General features: G+C 68.3%; 26 protein-coding genes. 11 read left to right on the top strand and 15 right to left on the bottom strand.

The window, feature by feature from the left end; all coding sequences use genetic code 11:
- Positions 1–75 precede the first annotated feature (75 nt).
- Positions 76–474 (bottom strand): GFA family protein, encoded by a 399-nt coding sequence (locus tag DIS04_RS09685; protein WP_111413555.1) that lies wholly within the window; start codon positions 472–474, stop codon positions 76–78.
- 124 nt (positions 475–598) lie between these two features.
- Here DIS04_RS09685 and DIS04_RS09680 point away from each other — a divergent pair, with 124 nt between their 5' ends.
- From DIS04_RS09680 to DIS04_RS09670, 3 genes are all read left to right on the top strand, one after another.
- Positions 599–1240, top strand: a complete 642-nt coding sequence (locus tag DIS04_RS09680) for a DsbA family oxidoreductase (RefSeq protein ID WP_111413554.1) — start codon at positions 599–601, stop codon at positions 1238–1240.
- Between the two features lie 121 nt (positions 1241–1361).
- A complete protein-coding gene (hmuQ, locus tag DIS04_RS09675) occupies positions 1362–1694 on the top strand; it encodes a heme-degrading protein HmuQ (RefSeq protein ID WP_111413553.1) in 333 nt (110 codons plus the stop codon).
- Between the two features lie 27 nt (positions 1695–1721).
- Positions 1722–2375: a 5'-methylthioadenosine/S-adenosylhomocysteine nucleosidase gene (locus tag DIS04_RS09670; protein ID WP_111413552.1), complete on the top strand. Its 654-nt coding sequence runs from the start codon at positions 1722–1724 to the stop codon at positions 2373–2375.
- Positions 2376–2387: 12 nt separating this feature from the next.
- Here DIS04_RS09670 and trxC read toward each other — a convergent pair whose 3' ends face one another.
- Positions 2388–2822 carry a thioredoxin TrxC gene (gene trxC, locus DIS04_RS09665; protein ID WP_111413551.1) on the bottom strand — a complete coding sequence of 145 codons (435 nt, stop codon included), beginning with the start codon at positions 2820–2822 and terminating at the stop codon, positions 2388–2390.
- Positions 2823–2969: 147 nt separating this feature from the next.
- Entirely contained in the window at positions 2970–3989 is a 1020-nt protein-coding gene (locus tag DIS04_RS09660; protein WP_111413550.1) for an Acg family FMN-binding oxidoreductase, read from the bottom strand.
- Positions 3990–4208: 219 nt separating this feature from the next.
- Here DIS04_RS09660 and DIS04_RS09655 point away from each other — a divergent pair, with 219 nt between their 5' ends.
- The 3 genes from DIS04_RS09655 (at position 4209) to DIS04_RS09645 (ending at position 6497) form a co-directional block, all read left to right on the top strand.
- The gene (locus tag DIS04_RS09655) at positions 4209–4544 is read left to right on the top strand and encodes a hypothetical protein (protein ID WP_111413549.1); all 336 of its coding nucleotides are present in this window, start codon (positions 4209–4211) and stop codon (positions 4542–4544) included.
- A 205-nt stretch (positions 4545–4749) separates the two neighbouring features.
- Positions 4750–5316 carry a TetR/AcrR family transcriptional regulator gene (locus DIS04_RS09650; protein WP_111413548.1) on the top strand — a complete coding sequence of 189 codons (567 nt, stop codon included), beginning with the start codon at positions 4750–4752 and terminating at the stop codon, positions 5314–5316.
- Positions 5313–6497, top strand: a complete 1185-nt coding sequence (locus tag DIS04_RS09645) for an MFS transporter (RefSeq protein WP_111413547.1) — start codon at positions 5313–5315, stop codon at positions 6495–6497. The genes DIS04_RS09650 and DIS04_RS09645 overlap by 4 nt, the downstream gene beginning before the upstream one ends.
- Positions 6498–6531: 34 nt before the next feature.
- Here the strand turns inward: DIS04_RS09645 and DIS04_RS09640 are convergent, their stop codons facing one another.
- The 7 genes from DIS04_RS09640 to DIS04_RS09610 form a co-directional block, all read right to left on the bottom strand.
- Complete coding sequence (locus DIS04_RS09640) at positions 6532–6897, bottom strand: DUF427 domain-containing protein (protein ID WP_111413546.1); 366 nt, start codon at positions 6895–6897, stop codon at positions 6532–6534.
- Between the two features lie 214 nt (positions 6898–7111).
- Positions 7112–7723, bottom strand: a complete 612-nt coding sequence (locus DIS04_RS09635) for a LysE family translocator (protein ID WP_245904534.1) — start codon at positions 7721–7723, stop codon at positions 7112–7114.
- Between the two features lie 62 nt (positions 7724–7785).
- Complete coding sequence (locus DIS04_RS09630; RefSeq protein ID WP_111413545.1) at positions 7786–8616, bottom strand: AraC family transcriptional regulator; 831 nt, start codon at positions 8614–8616, stop codon at positions 7786–7788.
- 91 nt (positions 8617–8707) lie between these two features.
- Positions 8708–9202 carry a metallophosphoesterase family protein gene (locus DIS04_RS09625; protein WP_245904533.1) on the bottom strand — a complete coding sequence of 165 codons (495 nt, stop codon included), beginning with the start codon at positions 9200–9202 and terminating at the stop codon, positions 8708–8710.
- Positions 9192–9767 carry a nucleoside deaminase gene (locus DIS04_RS09620; protein ID WP_111413544.1) on the bottom strand — a complete coding sequence of 192 codons (576 nt, stop codon included), beginning with the start codon at positions 9765–9767 and terminating at the stop codon, positions 9192–9194. Before DIS04_RS09620 ends, DIS04_RS09625 begins: the two co-directional genes overlap by 11 nt.
- A 28-nt stretch (positions 9768–9795) precedes the next feature.
- Complete coding sequence (gene nfsA, locus DIS04_RS09615; protein WP_111413543.1) at positions 9796–10527, bottom strand: oxygen-insensitive NADPH nitroreductase; 732 nt, start codon at positions 10525–10527, stop codon at positions 9796–9798.
- 71 nt (positions 10528–10598) lie between these two features.
- A complete protein-coding gene (locus tag DIS04_RS09610) occupies positions 10599–10814 on the bottom strand; it encodes a hypervirulence associated TUDOR domain-containing protein (protein ID WP_111413542.1) in 216 nt (71 codons plus the stop codon).
- Positions 10815–10962: 148 nt separating this feature from the next.
- Here DIS04_RS09610 and DIS04_RS09605 point away from each other — a divergent pair, with 148 nt between their 5' ends.
- From DIS04_RS09605 to DIS04_RS09585, 5 genes are all read left to right on the top strand, one after another.
- Complete coding sequence (locus DIS04_RS09605) at positions 10963–11487, top strand: YgjV family protein (RefSeq protein WP_111413541.1); 525 nt, start codon at positions 10963–10965, stop codon at positions 11485–11487.
- An 89-nt stretch (positions 11488–11576) separates the two neighbouring features.
- On the top strand, positions 11577–11987 hold the full coding sequence (locus DIS04_RS09600) for a VOC family protein (RefSeq protein WP_111413540.1): 411 nt from the start codon (positions 11577–11579) through the stop codon (positions 11985–11987).
- A gap of 168 nt (positions 11988–12155) precedes the next feature.
- Complete coding sequence (locus DIS04_RS09595; RefSeq protein WP_111413539.1) at positions 12156–13547, top strand: YfcC family protein; 1392 nt, start codon at positions 12156–12158, stop codon at positions 13545–13547.
- A 7-nt stretch (positions 13548–13554) separates the two neighbouring features.
- The gene (locus DIS04_RS09590) at positions 13555–14256 is read left to right on the top strand and encodes a DUF1028 domain-containing protein (RefSeq protein ID WP_111413538.1); all 702 of its coding nucleotides are present in this window, start codon (positions 13555–13557) and stop codon (positions 14254–14256) included.
- Between the two features lie 14 nt (positions 14257–14270).
- Positions 14271–15536, top strand: a complete 1266-nt coding sequence (locus tag DIS04_RS09585) for a M20 family metallo-hydrolase (protein WP_218938148.1) — start codon at positions 14271–14273, stop codon at positions 15534–15536.
- A gap of 11 nt (positions 15537–15547) precedes the next feature.
- Here DIS04_RS09585 and DIS04_RS09580 read toward each other — a convergent pair whose 3' ends face one another.
- From DIS04_RS09580 to DIS04_RS09560, 5 genes are all read right to left on the bottom strand, one after another.
- Positions 15548–16294 carry a FadR/GntR family transcriptional regulator gene (locus DIS04_RS09580; protein WP_111413536.1) on the bottom strand — a complete coding sequence of 249 codons (747 nt, stop codon included), beginning with the start codon at positions 16292–16294 and terminating at the stop codon, positions 15548–15550.
- Between the two features lie 78 nt (positions 16295–16372).
- Positions 16373–17347 carry a lysylphosphatidylglycerol synthase domain-containing protein gene (locus DIS04_RS09575; protein WP_111413535.1) on the bottom strand — a complete coding sequence of 325 codons (975 nt, stop codon included), beginning with the start codon at positions 17345–17347 and terminating at the stop codon, positions 16373–16375.
- A gap of 16 nt (positions 17348–17363) precedes the next feature.
- Entirely contained in the window at positions 17364–18563 is a 1200-nt protein-coding gene (clsB, locus tag DIS04_RS09570) for a cardiolipin synthase ClsB (RefSeq protein WP_111413534.1), read from the bottom strand.
- Complete coding sequence (locus tag DIS04_RS09565) at positions 18560–19348, bottom strand: endonuclease/exonuclease/phosphatase family protein (protein ID WP_422667780.1); 789 nt, start codon at positions 19346–19348, stop codon at positions 18560–18562. The genes clsB and DIS04_RS09565 overlap by 4 nt, the downstream gene beginning before the upstream one ends.
- A gap of 147 nt (positions 19349–19495) precedes the next feature.
- Positions 19496–20392 carry a CopD family protein gene (locus DIS04_RS09560; protein WP_111413533.1) on the bottom strand — a complete coding sequence of 299 codons (897 nt, stop codon included), beginning with the start codon at positions 20390–20392 and terminating at the stop codon, positions 19496–19498.
- Position 20393 lies beyond the last annotated feature (1 nt).

Here is a 20393-nt window from a genome sequence, read left to right as displayed (position 1 = left end):
CTTGTTCTCTGCTCTTGTTCTCTTCTCTCTCCGCTTTTCCCTACTCGGTGCCCTTCTTGTGCCGGGCCCGATCACTCAACGCGCGGACTCGGGAAACCTGGGTAGCTCATCGGCCAGTTCGAACCACTCGGCCTTGGACGAGACCCAGGCGTGGTAGCGCTTGCCGGGCGCTATCGGCGTATCCAGGGTGCCCAGGCGCAGCCGCTTGGCGTCGGGAAGGTCGTCGCGGGCGCTGTAGAGCGGGCTGCCACACTCGCTGCAGAATACCCGCGCCTTGTTCGGCGTGGCGCGATACTCCTTGAGGTGCTCCGCGCCCCGGGTGATGCGAAACTCGGCCGAGCGGATGGGTGCCACGGCGGCGAAGGCGGAGCCCTGGGCCTTTCGGCACTGCTGGCAGTGGCACATGGAGACCTCATCGATCTCGCCGCGGTATTCGTATGTCACTTTCCCGCACAGGCAGCTTCCCTGGTGCATCGTCATCTCTCCCGGTGGCTTTCGCCTACGATACCCCTTTCGCTACCCGATGGCTGAAACCGGCGTCAATCACGGCCTGAAAGTGCTAGGGTTCGAGGGAATCCGATCCAATGGTTCCGCGACCATGCCCCACGTCGACATCACCGTGATCTCCGATGCCATCTGCCCCTGGTGTTTCATCGGCAAGCGCCACCTCGACCTCGCCCTGGCCGAACTGCCCGGAGAGATCGGTGTCTCGGTGGCCTGGCACCCCTTCGAGCTCAACCCCGACATGCCTGCCGGGGGCCTGCCGCGGCGCGAGTACCGCACCGCCAAGTTCGGCTCGTGGGAGCGCTCCCGGGCGCTCGACGCCCAGGTGGAGGCCGCCGCTGCCCAGGCGGGGATCGAGATTCACCACGAGCGCATGACGCGAACACCCAATACCTTCGATGCCCACCGGCTGATCTGGCTCGCCGGGGAGCATGGCGTCCAGTCGGCCGTGGTCGCAGCGCTCTTCCGCAGCTACTTCGTCGAGGGTGAGGACATCGGTGACGGCGCGGTGCTGGCCAAGGCCGCCCGAGACGGCGGGCTGGCGGATATCGACATGTCCGCCTTTCTCGCCAGCGACCAGGGCCGGGCCGAGGTAAAGGCGGGCCTCGACGAGGCGCAGCGCCTGGGCGTGAGCGGTGTGCCCACCTTCATCTTCAATCACTCAATCGGCCTGTCGGGCGCCCAACCGCCCGAGGCGCTGCGCCGGGCGATTCTCGAGTCGACCGGCAGAGGTTGAAAGCCATCCAACCCAGTAGGCAAGCGCCAGGTGAACCCGCCTTTACATGCTTGCCCCCTGTCGGCGTCAGTGTCATCGTCTTGCGGTGATCAACCGCCGCCCGACCACAAGGAGCAATATCGTGTTCATCGCCATGAACCGTTTTCGGGTCAACCCCGAGCGAGTGAAGGAGTTCGAGCAGATCTGGCTGGAGCGGGAGCCCCACCTGCAGGGCCTGCCCGGCTTCGTCGAGTTTCACATGCTGCGCGGCCCCGAGAAGGAGGACCACGTGCTCTACGCCTCGCACACCATCTGGCGCTCGCGCGAGGATTTCGAAGCCTGGACGCATTCCGAGGCGTTCCGCAAGGCCCACGCCAACGCCGGCCAGAGCAAGCGCGAGGGGCTCTACCTGGGCCCGCCGAACTTCGAGGGGTTCGAGGTCATACAGACGGTCAGCAACGATGGCAATGGCTGAGGCTGAGGCTCAGGCGAGGATCGACGCATGAGCGCGGCATCAGGCACGCCGCCACTGACGACACTCGGCGGCCACGACGTGCTCTTTGCCATGGCCGCCGAGGCCGAATACGGCCCGCATCTCAGGCAGCGTTTCGCGCCGTTCATGACCGGCGTCGGCCCGGTAGAGGCGGCGGTGGAGCTCACCGCGGCCCTGGCCGCGCACGCCCGGCAGGGGCGCCTGCCCGACCTGGTGGTGTCGCTGGGCTCGGCGGGCAGCCGCTCGCTCGAGCAGACCGAGATCTACCAGGCGAGCTCCATCGCCTACCGCGACATGGACGCCTCGCCGCTGGGCTTCGAGAAGGGGATCACCCCTTTCCTCGACCTGCCGGCGATCCTGCCCCTGCCGCTGCGCATTCCCGGCATTGCCGAGGCCACGCTCTCCACCGGCGCCAACATCGTCTCGGGCGAGGCCTATGCCGCCATTGCCGCCGAAATGGTGGACATGGAGAGCTACGCCTGCCTGCGCGCCTGCATGCGCTTTAACGTGCCGCTGATCGTGCTGCGCGGCATCTCGGACGGCAAGGCGGAGCTGCACCACGTCGACGACTGGACGGAGTACCTGCACGTCATCGACGAGAAGCTCGCCGCCGCCGTGGACCGGCTCGGCGTGGCGCTGGCCGAGGGACTGCTGGATCGCTGACCTGCTGGGGCTTCAAACCAGGTGCGGCTCTAGCCAGCGCTTGAGCTGCGAGCCCTGTATCAGCCCGGCCTGGCGGGCGACCTCACGCCCCTGCTTGAACACGATCAGCGTGGGGATGCTGCGGATGCCGAAGCGTCCGGCCAGTCCCGGCTCCGCCTCGGTGTCGAGTTTGGCGAAGCGGATGCGCGGCTCCAGCTCGGTGGCGGTCTGGGCGAAGATCGGCGCCATCATCTTGCAGGGCCCGCACCAGCTGGCCCAGAAGTCCACCACCACCGGCAGCTCGCTGCGCTCGATCAGCGCCGCGTAGTTGGCGCCGGTGAGTTCCAGGGGGGCGGCGGTGAACATCGGCTGCTTGCACTTGCCGCAACGCGAGGCGGCCAGGCGCGCCGTGGCCACGCGGTTGATGGCCAGGCAGTGAGGGCAGGCCAGGTGCAGGGAATCGGACATGGCTGGGCTCCGGGACAAGAGGGATTGACGAGGATATGGAGGCATCTGGGCTGGAAGTAAAGCCACGCACATTGCTGTCGGCATATCCTGGTGAGCCGAATGGCAGCTGATTCGGCCCATCGGCCATAGCGTTATCTGTTTGTGGGGTTACGGGACCAGCACCGCCTCCACCGGCCGGCGCAGCGAGCGCGGCATCGCCTTGCCCCGGCCGAACCGCACCACCAGGTCGGGGCGCCCGCCGACGATCCCCAGGGCCTCGGCGAAGGACGGGCGCACGCTCGCCTCCTCGACCGGCTGGTTGATGAAGGCGTTGCAGATGCCGAGTGCCGTGGCCTGCAGGGCGAAACGCTGGTAGCAGCGCCCGGCTTCGACCCAGTGCGCCCGATCGTCGGCGGCCGAGATGAACACGGCAATGCCGGCGGAGCTGCGCACCTGGCGGGCGACCTTGGCATTCTCGGCGCCTTGCCGCAGCAACGCGCGAAACAGCCAGCGGCCCAGCCAGCGCGGCGTGGCGGGACTGCCCATCGAGCGGGCGAAGAGCCCATCCCCGGCCTCGACCGCCTCGTGCTCGCCGAAGCGGATCCAGCCTTCGAGCTCCTGCCGGAACGCCGCGTTGGCGATCTGCCGGCCGTTGGCCTGGAGCACGTACTCCAGCACCTTCTCGATGGCTTTCTTCTCGGTCAGCAGGCTGATGGAGACCCCTTGCCCGGTGCCGGCGGCCTGCAGCCGGCCCAGCTCTTCATCGGCGAGGGGCAAGCCGTCGTAGTCGGTGCGCGAGCACTGGCGGGCCGGAATGGCCTCGAACAGCGGCGAGACCTCCGGCTGGCAGGGCGCCAGCATGACGCGAACCTCGCCGTCGCCTTCGGCATGAAAGGTCACCTCGCCCGACATGCCGAACGCCCGCGCCGCCAGGCTCAGGTTCTCGGCGGCGCATCCCAGCGAAACGTAGAGGTGGTGGTCGTCCGGGTCGACCACCGGGGTACGCCGGGTGAGATCCGGCAAAATGGTGATGGCTCCCTCGGCGATGCGAAAGCGCCAGCACTGGGTGTTGTGGCCGGAAGGGGCCAGGGTGGCATAGCGAATCAGCGCCTTCAGCCTGGCGGCCTGGTCGGGCACCTGCCCGTCGCCATGGCGCCAGAGGTTCTTCACCACCTGCTCGTAGTTCATCGCCCGCCCCATCCCGTCGTCGCCCCTTGCTGACTTCAGTTTAGCGCCAGCACCGCCTCCGAGCGCATGAGCCACGCATGTTCGACGCCTGACCATGGGGTGCGGGGGCGCGGATGGCTTACATTTTTTCCGTTGAGCCCGCCGCCTTGGCTCAGGCAGGATGAGGGAAGAAAAGCAGGTGGGTAGAGACAAGCAACGGCATACCGCTGGAGGAGCCACATGCAACCGCTGAGCTATTACTACTACAACGTGCTGGAAGGTCTCGAGAAGCCGTGCGACGTGCCGTCATCCCGGCTGCAGGAGGGCTACGACATCCTGTATCGGCATGGCGGGCGTATCGAAATGGACCTGATGCGCAAGGCCGAGGATAGCAATGCCCAGGGCGCGCCCTACCACTGGTACGAGGCCCTCGATGAAGAGCAGCGGGCGAAACTGCACAAGGCCCTGAATGACGAAAATCCCGCCAAGATTCTCAAGCTCATCCAGCGCAACGGCTATGCCGGCGTGCTCTACCATCATGCCTGGCATTATTTCCGGGAGCCGGGAGCCGCCTGAAGCCGCTATCGAGAATCCCCGCATGTCGGATAGCTGATACCGACTGCTTGCTGAGTCAGCCGTAACGTACAGGGCCGCTTTCCAGAAAGCGGCCCTTTCTGTTCGGTCAAGGCGTGACTGTTTGACACCGCCGTTGCTGTGTATTTAACTGACTCCGATCTAGATAGATCGGTCTATATATACCAGGTGCACAGGAGCGCCATCGATGCCAGCTTCCAAGCGCGATCAACTGCTCGCCACGGCCGAGCGGCTGTTCTACGAGCAGGGCTTTCACGCCACCGGCATCGACCGCATCGTGGCGGCGGCCGGGGTGGTGCGCATGACGCTCTACAACCACTTCGCCTCCAAGGAGGCGCTGGTCGCGGCGGTGCTCGAGGCTCGCCATGCGCGCTTCATCGCCAGCCTGGATGCGGCCTCCGCCGCCGCCCCGCCGGGCCAGGCGACCCAGGCCCTGGTCGAAGCCCATGGCCGCTGGCTGAAACGCTGCAGCCGCCAGGGCTGCATCATGGTCAAGGCGATGGGCGAGTTCGCCGAGCACAGCGCCGAGGTCCATGCCCTGGCGAAAGCCGCCAAGCGCGACCTGCTGGCACGCCTCGAGGCCGCCGTGGCGCGCGACGGCCTGGACCACCACGCCGGCCTCGCGCGGCGCCTCTTCCTGGTACTGGAAGGCAGCAACACGGCGGTGGTACTGCTGGGCATGGATGCCGCCCTCGCCGACACCCGGGCGGTGGCCGATGCCCTGCTCGCCGCGGCCCGGAGCGAGACCCCATGAGGCCCTTGTCTGCCCTCGGCATGGCGGCGCTCGGCAGCGGCGTCATCGCCATCACCTACGGGCTGGCCCGCTTCGTGTTCGGGCTCTTTTTGCCCTCGATGCGCGACGAGCTGACGATCTCGCCGACCATGGCGGGGGTGATCGGCGCCCTGCCGTTCCTCAGCTTCGTCTTCGCCATCCTCGCCGCGCCCTGGGTCACCCGCCGCCTCGGGGTCCGGCACGCCGGGGTTGCGGCCGCCGGCCTGGCCGCCATCGGGCTGATGACGATCGCCCTGGCGCCTTCCTCGCTGCTGCTGGCCGTCGGGGTGCTGGTCTGCGGCATCAGCACCGGGCTCTCCTCGCCGGCCATGGCGCAGGCGGTGTCCCGGGTCGTCCCGCCCGGGCTGCGCGGACGGGTCAACGCCACCGTCAATGCCGGCACCAGCGTGGGGATCGCGCTGGCCATGCCCGCGGTGCTGATCTGGGCGGAGGCCTGGCGCAGCGCCTATACCGGATTCGCCCTCCTGGCGGCGCTCGCCGCCTTGGCCGCCCTCTGCTATCTGCCGCGGGAAGCGCCACGCACCTCGCCTTCACGGTCTCGCCTGGCCGACATGCCGGTGAGCCGTGAGGAGTGGTTGGGGATCGCTCGACTGAGCGGCCTTGCGGTGGGCATGGGCTGCGTGAGCGCCGCCTACTGGGTGTTTGCCCCCGATGCGGTGATCAACGCCGGCGGGCTCGCGCCGAGCCAGACCGCCTGGATGTGGCTGGCCGTCGGCCTCGGCGGGCTGACCGGCGCCGGCACCGGCGACCTCATCTCACGCTTCGGGCCGGCCGCGAGCCATGCCGCCGGTCTCACGGTGATGTCCGCGAGCCTCGCGATTCTGGTCATCGATCCCGGCAGCTTCGCCCTCGCCCTGGCATCGGCGGCCCTGTTCGGCGCCGGCTACATGACCCTGACCGGCTTCTACCTGGTGAGAAGCCTCCAGATCATGACCGAGGTACCCGCCTTCGCCCCGGTGCTGCCGCTGCTCGCCACCTCGGCCGGCCAGGTCGCCGGCTCCCCGCTGGCCGGCTGGCTGGTCGGGGCGGAAGGCCATGCCGCCACCTTCCTGCTCTTCGCCGTCCTGGGGCTTGCCGTCGCCGGGCTCGGGTCGTGGTTGCTCAAGGAGAGGGCCGCCATCGATTGGCATGCCCTGCGCTAGCGCTCGAGAGGCGCCATTTCCCCATGGGGAGGCGCTATGACATTGCCCTTGACGCGCCGGGACGTTCCGAAAAACAGGCGACGTCGTCAAACGCCACGCACCCGGCAATCGCCTCCATGCCCGCCAACGGCTGCTTGTAGCTCCACGCCACGTCGGCCTGTTCACCGAACGAGAAGTAGGCGGCATCGCCCTTGAAGGGGCAGTGGGTCGCGGTGTTCGAGCGGGTCAACCTGTCCATGCGCACGTCTTGGCGGGGAAGGTACAGGCGCGGCGGGTAGCCGCGCTCGCGCAGCTCGATGGCACGAGTAGTGTCGGCCAGCAGGGTGTCGCCGATCGTCACCTGTACGCGGCGATCGAGCGGATGCAGGGTAATGCGGGGGGCGGAAGAGCTCGCTTCCATGGGGATATTCCTTCTGGGGTTGCCATCCCTCATTCAACCTGCGCTCAGACTAGCATCGAAAGAGACAACGCTCAGCCAGCTGGCACTTGTCATTGGGCATCCTTGCGGGCGGGCTATCGCTATTGTTTGCTGGGGCCAAGACTATCATTCCAAGCTGGACCGTCTGCTGCGCTGGATCAACGGAAACCAACGAAGCCGTAGGCAGGACAATACCTTAACCCCCTCCCCAAGCCAGCGGCAGCCACACGTGCTCGTAGCCGATGGCGATCGCGACCCATGCCAGCATTGCCGCCATGGCGAGGCTGAAGCCCTTGAGCAGGCGGGGGTTCGCGAGGCGCTGACCCACCACGGCGCCCATCAGGGCGTAGCTGGTGGGCGCACCGAAGGCCAGCGCGGCCAGCCCGAGCGACCAGAACAGCAGGCTCACGCCGTGGATGCCGGCGGCGGGAAACTGGAGGGTGGCGATCGGCAGGGTCGCGATCATCGCCTTGGGATTGCACAACTGCATGATCAAGCCGTCGCGAAAGCTCAGCACGCGCGGTGCTTGGCGCACCTTGCCCAGGTCGACGCTCGAGCGAGCGACCTTGAGCGCCAGATAAAGGATATAGCCGCACCCCACCGCCCCCACCACGGCGAGCATGTCGCCGCGCACCCAGGCCCCGCCGGCCCAGCCGAACAGCAGGAAGAGCGTGAGCATGGCCAGCCCCACGCCGACGAAGAAGCCGAGGGAGGTTCTGGCCTGGCCGTTGAGGCCGGCGTTCAGGCCAAGCAGGTTCACGGGCCCAGGCGTGTACATGACGCCCAGGGCATAGGCGACGATCTCCATGGGGAGTCTCTCCGACAGGTAGTGCGTGATGATGTGGCCGAGCGGCCGGGGGTTCCGCGCCGCTAGGTGACGCTGCGCTGATATTGGTACGGCGTCTTGCCGTAGATGCGCTTGAAGCGACGGTTGAAGTGGCTGAGGTCGGTGAAGCCGTAGCGGAAGGCCACTTCCGAGGGCGCCTCGCCGGCCTCCAGGGCGCTGCGCGCGGCGTTGACCCGGCAGCTCAGCACGTACTGGTGCGGCGTGATGCCGAACTGCTGCCGGAACAGACGCAGGAAGTGGTACTTCGAGAGATGCGCGGCCTGGCTGATCTCGTCCAGCGAGAGGTCCGCTTCCAGGTTGGCGAGCACGTACTCCTTGGCCCTCAGCAGCAGCGCATCGGGGCGGCTCGCCCTGCCGCCGGGCTGGAACCTGCCGGCGCGCTGCACCAGGCGGGTCGCCATCCGGTGCAGGGCGTGCTCCTGGTCGATGCGCGTGCCTTGACGGTGAATCAAGAGCCCGGCCAGATCGAGGATGGCGTGGCGCAGCTCGGGATCGGCCAGCAGGGTCTCGCGGCCGTGGAACCGGGCGGCACGCTCGCTTCCCGCTGCGTCGGCGAACGAGGCCTCGAGCTGGGCGGCGGGCACGTAGATCATCACGTAGCCCAGCGTGGTGTCGTCGCCCGGGTGGCCGTCGTGCACCTGTTCGGGGTTGAACTGGATGACGTTGCCGGGCGGGCTGCGATGAAACTCACCGCCGCTGAAGAAGTCCTGCCGCCCGGAGAGGGTCACGCCGAAGGCGTACTCCTCGTGGGCGTGGCGGTCGTAGCTGAAGTCGCTCAGCGATGCTTGGAGCACCGTGAGCTCGGGTATCTGCCGGCTCTTGTAGTAGTCGAACCGGCTGGATTGCCTGGCCATGTCGCGCCTCCCTGAACGCCATACAGGCATAGCGTAAGCCGGGCCGCCGGGGAAGGCTTGGACATAATTGCGCAATGCGCTGCGCCCGGCCTCAACTGAGCGGCAGGTAGAGGATCGCGCCACGCAGCCCGCCCGGGTCGGCCCACAGCTTGCCCAGGGTGATGGGCAGGCGGAAGCGGCGCTTGCCGGCCGCGCCGGGGTTGAACAGCAGACGGCCCTGCTGCCACTCGTGGCGCGGCTGGTGGGAGTGACCGTGGAGCACGGCGTCGCAGGGGGTGGCGGGGTCGAAGTCATGCAGGCGATGCACCAGGTGCAGGCGCCAGCCGTTGACGGTCAGGTCGCGCATCGCCGGCAGCGCCTCGGCCCAGGGGGCAGTGTCGATGTTGCCACGCACCGCCGCCACCGGCGCCAGCGCCGCCAGCCGCTCGAGGATGGCGGCGTCCTCGTCCCGGGCGCCGACGTCGCCCAGGTGCAGGATCAGCCCGCAGCCCTCGAGCAGGGCGAGCGCCTCGGGGCGCAGCAGCCCGTGGGTATCGCTGATGACGCCCACCGGCAGCTCGGTGGTGATTGAATCGTCACGGCTCACGCGTCGCCCTCAGGCCCTGCCAGTCCTCGAGGTCCAGCTCCGGTCGCTCGGCGCGGAAGCGGGCATAGAGTTCGATGCCGCGGGCGTCCTCCAGAATGTCCACCTGGATGCCCTTGGCGCGCAGCAGGGGCTCGGTGCCCGAGGCATTGGTCACGTCGCCCACCACCACGCGGGAGAAGCCGCGCATGTGAAGCAGGGTGGCGCAGATCTCGCAGGGGCTCAGCGAGGTGAAGAGCGTGGCGCGGCTGAAGTCCCGTCGGCCGGCATCGCGAATCGCCGAGGTCTCGCCGTGGTTGTAGGGGTGGTTCTCCTGCACCAGGGTGTTGTGGCCCTTGCCCAGGATGCGCCGTGTGGCGTTGTCGACGATCACCGCGCCGATGGGGCAACCGCCCTCGTCATGGCTCTTCTGCGCCAGCAGCACGGCGACCCGCATGAGGTCGGCATCGGTCAAGCGCTGGGCGAACGCATCGTCCATCAGCGCCGGCAGGCTGGCGGTGGGCATGTGCGCGATGGCGGCCAGGGCGGCTTCCGTCACCACCGATTGTGAGTTCAGTAGCGTTGCCATGCGGCCTCCGGTCGTGGGGGAGAGTCGGTCACTTCATCTCGAAGCCGCGCTCGACGAGAAACTCGCGCATATGGGCACGCAGCTTGCTGTCGAACAGGGGCTCGAGGTTGCGCGACCAGTTGGAGTCCTTGTTGCCGCCGCGACGCCGGCCGTAGTAGGCCTGCATGGCCTCGTCGAAGGCCGCCACCTGCTCGCTGTCGTCGGTGTAGGTGTCCACCTTGAGGATCGCCTCCACCGGCAGCCGCGGCTTGAGGTCCGGCTCGACGGCCGGGTAGCCGAGACACATGCCGAACACCGGGTAGACGTGTTCGGGTAGGCGCAGCAGGTCGCTGACGGCGCGGGGGTTGTTGCGAATGCCGCCGATGTAGCAGATGCCGAGCCCCTCGGATTCGGCGGCGACGGCCACGTTCTGCGCCATCAGCGCGGTATCGATGCTGGCCACCAGCAGTTGCTCGGTCATGCCGCGCACGACGTTGGCGCCGGTACGCTCGGAGGCTTCGGTGGGACGCTTCATGTCGGCGCAGAACACCAGGAAGTCGGAGGCGCTGGCCACGTAGGCCTGGCCGCCGGCCAGCTCGGCGAGCGTCTCGCGGTTGGCCGGGTTCTTGACGTGGATGACGCTGTAGGCCTGGACGTGGCTGGAGGTCGCCGCGGCCTGGCCGGCGCGGATCAGCTCGCGCAGCAGCGCGTCGGGAATCTTGCGGTCGGTGAATTGACGAATCGAGCGGTGGGACTTCAGCAGTTCGATGGTGGGATTCATGGCGCCTCGCGGAGTCGGTCATTAACCTGCTCATTATCTGTCATTCCGCGACGCATTGCATGGCGGCGGCCCTAGTCGTCGACCCTGGTCAGCGTCGAGTCCTTGTGCATGGCGATGTGGTCCGTCTTGTCGCTCTGGATCTCGTACTGCGGCTCCTCCTCGCTGGCGCGTCGCCTGTGGCCCTTGTACTCCGTGTCCCGGGTATGCACGCGAACGATCCTGCCGCTCACCCGCCCCGCCTCGGAGTTCCAGCTGACACGGTCGCCCACCTTGAAACGCTTCGCCATCGCGCACCTCGCCTGCGGTTTCGATTACGCGTCCCGCAGCGTAGACCAGCCGCCGCCACCCTTCCAAGCCAGCCGCCTTTGCTGCCCCACCCGAAGGGCATCGCCGTGCTAAGCTCGAATCTCATTAGCTCGATAACGGAACACCGGCATGGAAGAGATCGGCCTGAGGTGGCTGCTGGGCCAGGGGGTCAGCCTGGTGGCGCTGGCCCTGTGCATCGTGGCCTTTGCCAGCAAGCGCGACGACCGGCTGTTCGTGCTGCTGCTGTTCGCCAACGTGGCCTTCGCCGCGCAGTTCGCCCTGTTCGAGAGCTGGGTGGCCGCGGGCATCTCGGCGCTGATCGTGCTGCGCATCGCCCTGGTGCGCCGCTTCCGGCGCAACCGAGCGATCATGCTCGGCATGCTGCTCGCCACCCTGGCAGTCGCTCTGCTGACCTGGAGCGGCCCGCGCGACATCCCGGCCCTGGCCGCGGGGCTGCTCGGCACCTACGGCATGTTCATGCTGAGCGGCATTCCCATGCGTGTCACGCTGGCCGCCGCGGCGCTGTGCTGGGTCGCCAGCAACGTGCTGGCGGGTTCCATCGGCGGCACCATCGCCGAGAGCCTGATCTTCCTGACCAACGTGATCACCATGCTGCGCCTGCGGCGCGATGCGCGGTTGCCGTACACGGCGTAAGGAGAATCGGCACCGCCCTGTCGAATTCATCGCCGCCCGCTCGATACAGGAGAGGACCTACCGACCCCCCAACCGATGGAGAGCCTCTCATGTCGCGCATGATCTTCGTGAACCTGCCCGTGGCCGATCTCGACAAGTCGATGGCGTTCTACGAGGCGCTCGGCTTTGCCAACAACCCGCATTTCACCGACGAGACGGCGGCGTGCATGGTGCTGAGCGAGACGATCCACGTGATGCTGCTCACCCATGCCAAGTGGCGCACCTTCACCGACCGACCGATTCCGCCGGCCGATTCCAGCGAGGTGATGCTGGCCCTCTCCTGTGATGACCGCGAGGCGGTGGATGACATGTGCCAGGCGGCCTCGGCCAATGGCGGCACGGCGGACATCAACCCGCCCCAGGATCACGGTTTCATGTACGGCCGCTCGCTGGCGGACCCCGACGGCCATGTCTGGGAGTCATTCTGGATGGATCCGGCGGCTATGCCATCCGACGCTTGATGCCCTCAGGACCTCACCGCTCGCTCGGTCCGCTACTTTTTCGGCCCAGAGCCTCGGACACGCATTCCTTGAGCTCGCCCCGTTCCTTGACCCGCCAATTTATCATGATAAATTTTCTGTAGGCGTCGGTACTCCCCTCGCCGGCGCTCGGCGAACAAGGACAACGACATGCAATCGACCGACCAGACGCTGACTCAGCGCAAGAGGAAGTGGTACCAGACGGTCCCGGACCCCATGGTACTGATCTTCATGATCCTGCTGGCGACCTATGCCCTCACCTTCGTGGTGCCCGCCGGTGAGTACGAGCGGGTCGAGGAGGACGGGCGCACCGTCGTGGTACCGGAATCCTTCGAGTACCTCGACGATGTCGGCGCCATCTCCCCCTTCGATATCTTCGTCGCGGTGCCCCGCGGCCTCAACGAGGCATCGCTCTACCTGTTCATCGTGTTCATCGCCGGCGGCCTGTTCCATATCCTGCAGCGCACCGGCGCGCTGGAGAACGCCATCGGCGTGGCGGTGAACCGGGCCGGCGTCGAGCGACGCAACATCATCATTACCGCCGGCACCTTCATCTACGGTTTCTTCGGCGTGGCCGTGGGTTTCGAGAACAACATCGCCCTGGTGCCCATCGCGGTGCTCATCGCCAGCGCCATCGGCTGCTCCAGCCTGGTCGGCACCACCATGGCCGTGGGCGGCATCGGCATCGGCTTCGCCCTCTCGCCGATCAACCCCTACACCGTGGGCGTGGCCCAGGGAATCGCCGAACTGCCCACCTTCTCGGGTGCCTGGCTGCGCGCGCTGCTGGTGATCTCCTCGCTGGCCCTGCTGTCGTTCTATATCTGCCGATGGGTGGTGAGGATGGATTTCGAGGAGCCGGACAACGCCAAGGCCATGACCAAGTCCCTGGATGAGTACCGCCTGACCCGGCAGAACAAGCTGACCCTGGGCGTGTTCATCCTGGGCCTGGCGGCGATGCTGGTGGGCGTGTTCACCCAGGGCTGGTACATCAACGAGATCGCCGGCATGTTCCTGCTGATGGCTATCGTGATCGGCATCGCCAACGGGCTCTCGGCCAACGAGATCGTCGCGCAGATGATGGAAGGGGCGGCCAAGGTCACGCCCGGCGCGCTGGTGATCGGCCTGGCCGCCTCCATCCAGGTGATCCTCGACCAGGCGCAGATCATCGACACCATCGTGCACGGGCTGAGCGGCCTGATCGAGGGCATTCCCGGGGCGCTGTCGGCGATCATGGCCAGCCTGGTGCAGGGCGCGATCAACCTCTTCGTGCCTTCCGGGTCCGGCCAGGCCCTGGTCACCATGCCGATCCTGATCCCGGTGGCCGACCTGGTGGGCATGAGCCGCCAGCTGATGATCACCGCCTTCCAGGTGGGCGACGGCCTGACCAACCTGATCGTGCCGACCTCCGGCGGCACCCTGGCGATGCTGGCCCTGGGCCGGGTCTCCTACGTCAAGTGGCTCAAGGCGATCCTGCCCTTCATGGTGCTCGTGTACCTGCTGGCCTGGGTCGGCCTGGTGATCGGTCACCTGGTCGGCTACTGAGCCCGCCATGACCCTGTCTCTTCTCCATGTCCAGCCGGCGACCGGCACGGTCGCCGCGCTGACCGCCACCGGCGGCGTGGCGGTGGGCGGCTACGTCCACCATGCCTGGCGCGGCCTGGGCGCCTGCGCCACCCAGGGGCTGGCGACGAACCCGTGGTATCCCCAGGGCATTCGCCGGGCGCTGAGGCGGCATGGCTCCGCGTCGGACGCCCTGCGCCAGGTCGTCGAGGCGGACGCCGGGGCGTCGCGTCGCCAGTGCCTGGTAATGGCTGCCGACGGCCAGGCCGCGGTGCACTCCGGCGGCGACAACCGGCCGGTGGTGGCCGCCGAGCTGCGCCCCACGGTGGCCGCGGCCGGCAACCTGCTGGCCGATGCCTCGGTGGTGGAGGTCCTGCTGAGACGCTTCCTGACGCTGGCCTGCACCAACCCCGAGGCCGCCTGGGCGGAGGGCGTCGCGCCCCGCTACCGCGTGGGCTACGAGACATGCCTGCTGGAGACGCTGATCGAGACGCTGGAGGCCGCCCTGCAGGCGGGCGGCGACAGCCGCGGCACGCGCTCGGCGGCCCTGCGCATCGAGTCCTTCGATGCCGCACCGATCGACCTGCGCGTGGACTGGGACGATGACCCGGCCGGCGCGCTGCGAGCCCTGGCTCGCCGCGTGCGCGCCCCCGACTTCGCCGCCTTCCTCGCCTCGCTGCCCACCCATTGATGCACGGAGGTCGCATGACCGATTCCCCCAAGCCCGCGTCCCTGGGCCACCGACTCATGGCGCGCCTGGACGAGGCCGCGCGCCACTCCCGGCCCGGCCCGGGCGTCACCCGCCTGTTCTGTTCCGACGAGCACCGGGCGGTGCTGGCGCCGATCGCCGACTGGATGCGCCAGGCCGGGCTATCCCCCGAACTCGACGCTTCCGGCAACCTGGTGGGCCGCAACGAGCGGGCGCGACGGGGCGAGAGGACCCTCATCATGGGCTCCCACCAGGACACAGTGGTCGAGGGCGGCAAGTACGACGGCATGCTGGGCGTTGCCCTGCCCCTCCAGGCCCTGCAGGCGTTGAGGGAGGCCGGCAGCGAACTGCCCTACGGGGTCGAGGTGGTGGCCTTCGGCGACGAGGAGGGAACGCGCTTCCAGTCGACCCTGATCGGCAGCCGCGCCCTGGCCGGCACCTTCGACCCGGCCAGCCTCGCGGCCCGCGACGCCGACGGCACGACGCTCGGCGAGGCCCTCGAGGCCTTCGGCGGCAAGCCGCAGGAGATCCCCCGGCTCGCCCGCCGGCCGGCATCGGTGATCGGCTTCGTCGAGGTGCATATCGAGCAGGGGCCGGTGCTGGAACGGCGGGACCATGCGGTGGGCGTGGTGACCGCGCTGACCGGGATCGAACGCCATCGCCTGGTCGTGCGCGGCAAGGCGGGGCACGCCGGCACCACGCCGATGCCGGGGCGGCGCGACGCCCTGGTGGGTGCGGCGGCGATGGTGGGGGAAGCGGACCGGATCCTGAACGCCACCCAGGATCTCGTCGGGGTGGTCGGCAAGCTCGAGGTACGGCCCAACGCCGTCAACGTGATTCCCGCCGAGGTGCACTTCACGCTGGAGCTGCGCTCCCCCGATGCCGCGGTGCGGGAACGCGGCCGAGAGCAGATCATCGGCGCCTGCCGGCGGCTGGCCCGGGCGCGCGGCCTCGAGCTGCGCGACGAGCGCACCTACCAGGCGGAGGCGGTGGCCTGCGCCGACTGGCTGGTCGAAGCCCTGGAGAGCGCCTGCCGCGCCTGCGACGAGCCCGCCGAGCGGCTGTTCAGCGGTGCCGGACACGACGGCCTGGCCATGCACGACCTGACCGACATCGGCATGCTTTTCGTGCGCTGCCGGGACGGCCTGAGCCATCACCCGGACGAGGCCATCAGCGTCGCGGACGCCGAACGCGCCACCCGCGTGCTGATGCGCTTCCTCGTCGATCTTGGCGCGACGGTCCGGGCCGGCGGCCCGGCCTGAGCCGGCGGGCCTCAGTCGCGCAGGAAGCCGCGCCGCACCTGGGCCTCGTTGTCGTTCATCACCGCCTGGGCCGAGAGCAGGTGCTCGCGCATCAGCCGGTGGGCCCGGTCGGCGTCGCCCGCCTCGATGGCGTCCAGCAGCCGGGCGTGATACTGGCAGCCGGTCGGCCCGATCTGGTGGTCGCCAGGCTCGTAGAGCCGCCGATAGACGGTGAGGTCGGAGAGCACCTGGACGGTGAAGCGGATGATGAAGGAGAGCAGCGGGTTGCCTCCGGCCAGCTCCGCCAGCATCTCGTGAAAGCGCAGCGAGTCGATGTGCTGTTGCCGCTCGCTCTCCATGTCGGGAGCCGGGGCCGCATAGCTGTGCAGGCTTTCGCGCAGGCGGGCCAGGTCCGCGGCGGCGACCTTGCCGGCCAGCGAGGCGACAAGCTCCGGCTCCAGCGCCAGGCGGACCTGGTAGATGTCGCGAATCGAGATGTCCTGGAAGTAGAAGTAGTGACTCAGCAACGAAGTCGCCTTCGCCTCGCTCATGCGGCAGACGAAGACGCCGCCGCCCGGGCCGGTGCGGGTCACCACCAGCCCCTGCGCTTCCAGCACCCGGGTGCTCTCGCGCACGGTGCCCTTGGAGACGCCCAGGGTCGTCATCAGTTCGGTTTCGCTGGGCAGGCGATCGCCCGGCATCAGCTGGCGGTCCACGATCCAGCCCTTGATGGTATCCGCGACATGGTAAGGGAGGCGGCGCGATGCAGAACCTGCCATGGCTTCTCTCGTGCAACACAGGGAAACCAAGGGTAAGCCATTCGCCAGGACGCGAACAGGGCGCCCGCCCCGGCGCGCTCACCCCTCGTGGCCGGCTTCCGCCCTCTGGCGCTGCCTGCCCCTGCGCTCCAGCACCAGGTAGAGCACGCAGGCCACCGCCAGGGGGAGCAGGAAGTAGAGGGCGCGGTAGCCGATCAGGGCGGCGAGGATCTGGCTCGAGGCGACCTGGTGCTGCAGCAGGGCGAGGAACACCGCCTCCAGCACGCCGAGACCGGCGGGAATGTGGGTGATCACCCCGGCCACGGCGCTGATCAGCAGGATGCCGAGGATGCTGGGGAAGAACACCCCCTCGGGAAGCAGGAGATAGACCAGCAGCGCCATCAGCGACCAGTTCGCCGCGCCCAGCGCGGCCTGCAACAGCGCCAGCCGCAGCGGCGGCAGCACGATCTCGTGCCCGCGCACGTGCCAGGTGCGCCGTCTGGAGAAGCGACAGGCGGCGAGGTAGCCGCAGGCGGTGGCCAGCAGCCCGACGCCGAGGAGCTGCAGCCCGGTGGCGCCGATCTCCCAGGAGGCCGGCAGCTCGAGCAGCCGCGCGGAGAAGACGACGCCGGCCAGCAGCATGTAGCCCAGCCAGTTGGCGATCAGGCTCACGCTGAGGATGCGCGTGACGGTCGCCACGCCAAGCCCGAGGCGGGTGTAGAGCCGGTAGCGCATGGCCAGGCTGCCGACCCATGCCCCCAGGTTGAGGTTGAAGGCGTAGCAGACGAAGGCCAGCTGGAGTACCTGCCGGGCCGACAGCCCGTGCCCGGTGTAGCGCTTGCCCAGCAGGTCGTAGCTGCTGAAGGCGGCGTAGCTGGCCGCGGTGATGCCCACCCCCGCCGCCAGGGTCAGCGGGCGGTAGTCGCGCAGGGTCTCGACGACCTCGGGCCAGTCGACGTTGCGTGCCATCGAGACCAGCAGCACCGCGATCAGGATGAAGAACAGCAGCGTCACGCCATGCTTCAGCCAGCGGAGCCAAGGCCGGGGTCGGGTCGGTCGGTCGGCAACCTTCATGAACACTCCTTGCGGCTCAGAACAGCAGCCGGCGCTTGCGCTTCGGCTTGGGGGTCAGCGGCTCGAGCCTGGCGGTATGGGCCGGCTGCCAGCCCGCGCTGAGCGGGAAGTGGCGCAGGAAGTGGAAGCTGACGAACATCAGCGGAATGCGCCACCAGCGTCCCTTCTCCGCGCTCTCCAGCGTGACCGCGCGGCAGCTGTCGGCAATCATGCGCTCCAGGTGCTCGCGGATCTGGCGGTTGAGCGCGGCATCGCGAATGAAGAGATTGGCCTCGAGATTGAGCGACAGGCTGAGCGGGTCGAGGTTGCTCGAGCCCACCGTGGCCCAGTCGTCGTCGACAATGGCGATCTTGGCGTGCAGCGGGTGCTCCTGGTACTCGTAGATGCGTATGCCTTCCTTCAGCAGGTAGCTGTAGAGCGAGCTAGAGAGCACCCGAGCCCATGGCATGTCGGGGCGCCCCTGCAGGATCAGCGTGACCTCGACGCCGCGCCGCGCGGCATGGCGCAGTTCGACCCACAGGTGATAGCTGGGAAAGAAGTAGGCGTTGGCGATCATCAGCCGGGACTTGGCCGCGCGGATGGCCCGCAGGTATTGATCCTCGATGTCGGTGCGGTGGCGCTCGTTGTCCCGGGTGGCCAGCAGCATCTTCGCCTCCCCGGCGGGGGCATTCCTCACCAGGGTCCTCGGCAGCCCTTCGACCGCCTGGTGTTCGAGCAGCAGCGCCCGGGCAGCCTCGCGGATGTCGTCGACGGCCGGCCCGCGCACGCGCACGCCGTAGTCCTGCTTGCCCATGCGGTACTTCTCCGGCAGGTGGTCCCAGCCGAAGTTGATCCCGCTGATGTAGGCCACCTCGCCGTCCACCACCACGATCTTGCGGTGCAGGCGGCGGAACAGGTTGGTGCGCACCCCGAGAAGGCGCGGCCGGGGGTCGTAGACGTGCATGTGGACCCCGGCCGCGGTCAGCTCCTCGATGTAGTCGCTGTTCAGGTCCGCGGTGCCGTAGCCGTCCACCGTCACCTCGATTCGCACCTGCCGTGCCGCGGCCTCGAGCAGCGCCTGCTTGAGGCCGCGACCCACCTCATCGTCGAAGATGATGAAGGTCTCGATCAGGATCTCCCGGCGCGCCGCGCGAATCGAATCGAATACGGCGGGAAAGTACTCGCTTCCGTTGATCAATAGCTCGGCGTGGTTGCCTTCCTTCCATGGAAAATTCACAGGCCTATCTCTGCCATCAGGGGGACATGGTCGGAGAGGTGCGACCAGGGCTTGCGGTAGAGGGCTCTCGGGTTTCGGCACGTGGCGTGGCGGATGTAGATGCGGTCCAGGCACAGCAGGGGCCAGCGCGCCGGGAAGGTTCGCGCCGGGCGGCCATGCCAGTCCATGAACGCCTCGTGCAGCCCGCATTCGGCCAGCACCCCGTCGGCTTTCAGCTGCCAGTCGTTGAAATCGCCCGCGACGATCACCGCCTTGTCATCGGGAATGGCGTCCAGCAGCTTGCACAGCAGGTTGAGCTGCTGCAGGCGATGCGCGTGACGCAGCCCGAGATGGACGCAGACCGCATGCACCGTGGGCTGGCCGGGAACCGCCAGCTGGCAGTGCAGCAGACCCCGCCGCTCGGTGCCGCCGATGGAGACGTCGCGGTTCTCGTAGTGCAGTATCGGAAAGCGGGACAGCAGAGCGTTGCCGTGGTCGCCGTCGGGGTAGACGGCGTTGCGGCCGTAGGCGAATTCGGGCCACATGCTATCGGCCAGGAACTCGTACTGCGGCACGCCGGGCCAGTCGTGGTAGCGCAGGCGATGCTTCCTGTGCTCGCCGTGCACTTCTTGCAGGAAGACCATGTCGGCCGAGAGGGTGGACACGGCGTCGCGCAGCTCGGGCAGGATATGACGACGATTGAACACGTTGAAGCCCTTGTGCACATTGATCGTCATGATCCTCACGGTCTTCACCGGCGCCGCCTGCTGCCCGGCCTCCTGCGGGTTGCGCTCCCTATCGCTCACTTGTGCTTTCCTTTCCTTGAAAGACTCGAGCCGCCGCTGTGACAGGACTCCTCTAGACCCTAGCCCGCGCCGGCGACAATACAATGCCCCACCGGTAACGATGTGTAACTGACGACAGGTCGTCGCGCCCGGCCGCCAGGCGCTGGCCTACCCCGCCGGCGCGGAGGTGTTCATCAGGCACGCCGCGGCGAGCAGGATCAACGCCATCAGCACGGTTTCGCCGGCGATGCTCAGGCGCAGACGGTGCCGGGCCTGGTGCTCGCCACGCGCCAGGGCGGGCACCAGCCACCAGCGGTTGCAGGCGCCGAGTCCCAGCAGCGCGCCGACCAGCACCAGCTTCAGCGTCAGCACCTGGCCATAGGCGGACTGCCAGGGCGACGCGACGCTGCCGCCCAGCAGCCACACGGCTAGCGCGCCGCCCGTCGTCAGCAGCAGTGCGATCATGCCGGCGCCCAAGCGGCTGAAGCGCTGCAACTGGCTCGTCGGCGAACCGTGCGGGCTCTCCCGGCGCAACGCCCGATAGAGCGACGGCAGTGCGGCCAGCCAGAAGGCGGCCATGGCCAGGTGGGCGATGAGCAGGAGGCACTGGCCGATGTCGCCGCGCGTGTGCCCGACCTGGGCGAAGCCCGCCAGCACCAGGCCGAGGCCGAGCGCACCGGCGAGATAGCGAACAACGGCAGGTGCCCCGCCCCGGGTGGCCAGCGGCAGCACCAGCAGTCCCACGACGGCGAGGCGCATGCGTTCGCCCTGGGCGCTGTCGGCGACGATGCCCAGCAGCATCGGGTCGAAGGCCGAGCGCCAGCTGCCGCCGCCCAGATAGGCGGCCTGCAGCAGCCACAGCAGCAGGAGCATGGCGATGCCGCCGCCGGCGGCCAGCCAGGTGCAGCGGTGGAGGACGACGCTGTCACGAGGTGCCAGGGCGGGAAAGGCAACGCGAAACATCACGCTTCCCACCGCCAGCAGGGCCGAGGCGTAGAAGCCCGCCTGCACGAGGACACGCACGAGCACCCAGGGATCCGGGTCGATCCAGGCGACCCCGCTCATC

This window comes from Billgrantia lactosivorans (genome assembly GCF_003254665.1).
Lineage (GTDB): Bacteria > Pseudomonadota > Gammaproteobacteria > Pseudomonadales > Halomonadaceae > Halomonas > Halomonas lactosivorans.
Note: the sequence above shows the minus strand (reverse complement) of the source record. Positions and strands in the feature narration are given on the sequence as shown.

What these genes read in the sequence shown, in the direction of transcription:
- DIS04_RS09595 (WP_111413539.1), top strand. Translation starts at nt 12,156, where the DNA reads ATGCAATCGACCGACCAGACGCTGACTCAGCGCAAGAGGAAGTGGTAC.
- DIS04_RS09610 (WP_111413542.1), bottom strand. Translation starts at nt 10,814, where the DNA reads ATGGCGAAGCGTTTCAAGGTGGGCGACCGTGTCAGCTGGAACTCCGAG.
- DIS04_RS09600 (WP_111413540.1), top strand. Translation starts at nt 11,577, where the DNA reads ATGTCGCGCATGATCTTCGTGAACCTGCCCGTGGCCGATCTCGACAAG.
- DIS04_RS09680 (WP_111413554.1), top strand. Translation starts at nt 599, where the DNA reads ATGCCCCACGTCGACATCACCGTGATCTCCGATGCCATCTGCCCCTGG.
- DIS04_RS09650 (WP_111413548.1), top strand. Translation starts at nt 4,750, where the DNA reads ATGCCAGCTTCCAAGCGCGATCAACTGCTCGCCACGGCCGAGCGGCTG.
- DIS04_RS09645 (WP_111413547.1), top strand. Translation starts at nt 5,313, where the DNA reads ATGAGGCCCTTGTCTGCCCTCGGCATGGCGGCGCTCGGCAGCGGCGTC.
- DIS04_RS09560 (WP_111413533.1), bottom strand. Translation starts at nt 20,392, where the DNA reads ATGAGCGGGGTCGCCTGGATCGACCCGGATCCCTGGGTGCTCGTGCGT.
- DIS04_RS09670 (WP_111413552.1), top strand. Translation starts at nt 1,722, where the DNA reads ATGAGCGCGGCATCAGGCACGCCGCCACTGACGACACTCGGCGGCCAC.
- DIS04_RS09585 (WP_218938148.1), top strand. Translation starts at nt 14,271, where the DNA reads ATGACCGATTCCCCCAAGCCCGCGTCCCTGGGCCACCGACTCATGGCG.
- DIS04_RS09575 (WP_111413535.1), bottom strand. Translation starts at nt 17,347, where the DNA reads ATGAAGGTTGCCGACCGACCGACCCGACCCCGGCCTTGGCTCCGCTGG.
- DIS04_RS09655 (WP_111413549.1), top strand. Translation starts at nt 4,209, where the DNA reads ATGCAACCGCTGAGCTATTACTACTACAACGTGCTGGAAGGTCTCGAG.
- DIS04_RS09685 (WP_111413555.1), bottom strand. Translation starts at nt 474, where the DNA reads ATGCACCAGGGAAGCTGCCTGTGCGGGAAAGTGACATACGAATACCGC.
- DIS04_RS09590 (WP_111413538.1), top strand. Translation starts at nt 13,555, where the DNA reads ATGACCCTGTCTCTTCTCCATGTCCAGCCGGCGACCGGCACGGTCGCC.
- DIS04_RS09660 (WP_111413550.1), bottom strand. Translation starts at nt 3,989, where the DNA reads ATGAACTACGAGCAGGTGGTGAAGAACCTCTGGCGCCATGGCGACGGG.
- DIS04_RS09605 (WP_111413541.1), top strand. Translation starts at nt 10,963, where the DNA reads ATGGAAGAGATCGGCCTGAGGTGGCTGCTGGGCCAGGGGGTCAGCCTG.
- trxC (WP_111413551.1), bottom strand. Translation starts at nt 2,822, where the DNA reads ATGTCCGATTCCCTGCACCTGGCCTGCCCTCACTGCCTGGCCATCAAC.
- nfsA (WP_111413543.1), bottom strand. Translation starts at nt 10,527, where the DNA reads ATGAATCCCACCATCGAACTGCTGAAGTCCCACCGCTCGATTCGTCAA.
- DIS04_RS09635 (WP_245904534.1), bottom strand. Translation starts at nt 7,723, where the DNA reads ATGGAGATCGTCGCCTATGCCCTGGGCGTCATGTACACGCCTGGGCCC.
- DIS04_RS09620 (WP_111413544.1), bottom strand. Translation starts at nt 9,767, where the DNA reads ATGGCAACGCTACTGAACTCACAATCGGTGGTGACGGAAGCCGCCCTG.
- DIS04_RS09630 (WP_111413545.1), bottom strand. Translation starts at nt 8,616, where the DNA reads ATGGCCAGGCAATCCAGCCGGTTCGACTACTACAAGAGCCGGCAGATA.
- DIS04_RS09640 (WP_111413546.1), bottom strand. Translation starts at nt 6,897, where the DNA reads ATGGAAGCGAGCTCTTCCGCCCCCCGCATTACCCTGCATCCGCTCGAT.
- DIS04_RS09580 (WP_111413536.1), bottom strand. Translation starts at nt 16,294, where the DNA reads ATGGCAGGTTCTGCATCGCGCCGCCTCCCTTACCATGTCGCGGATACC.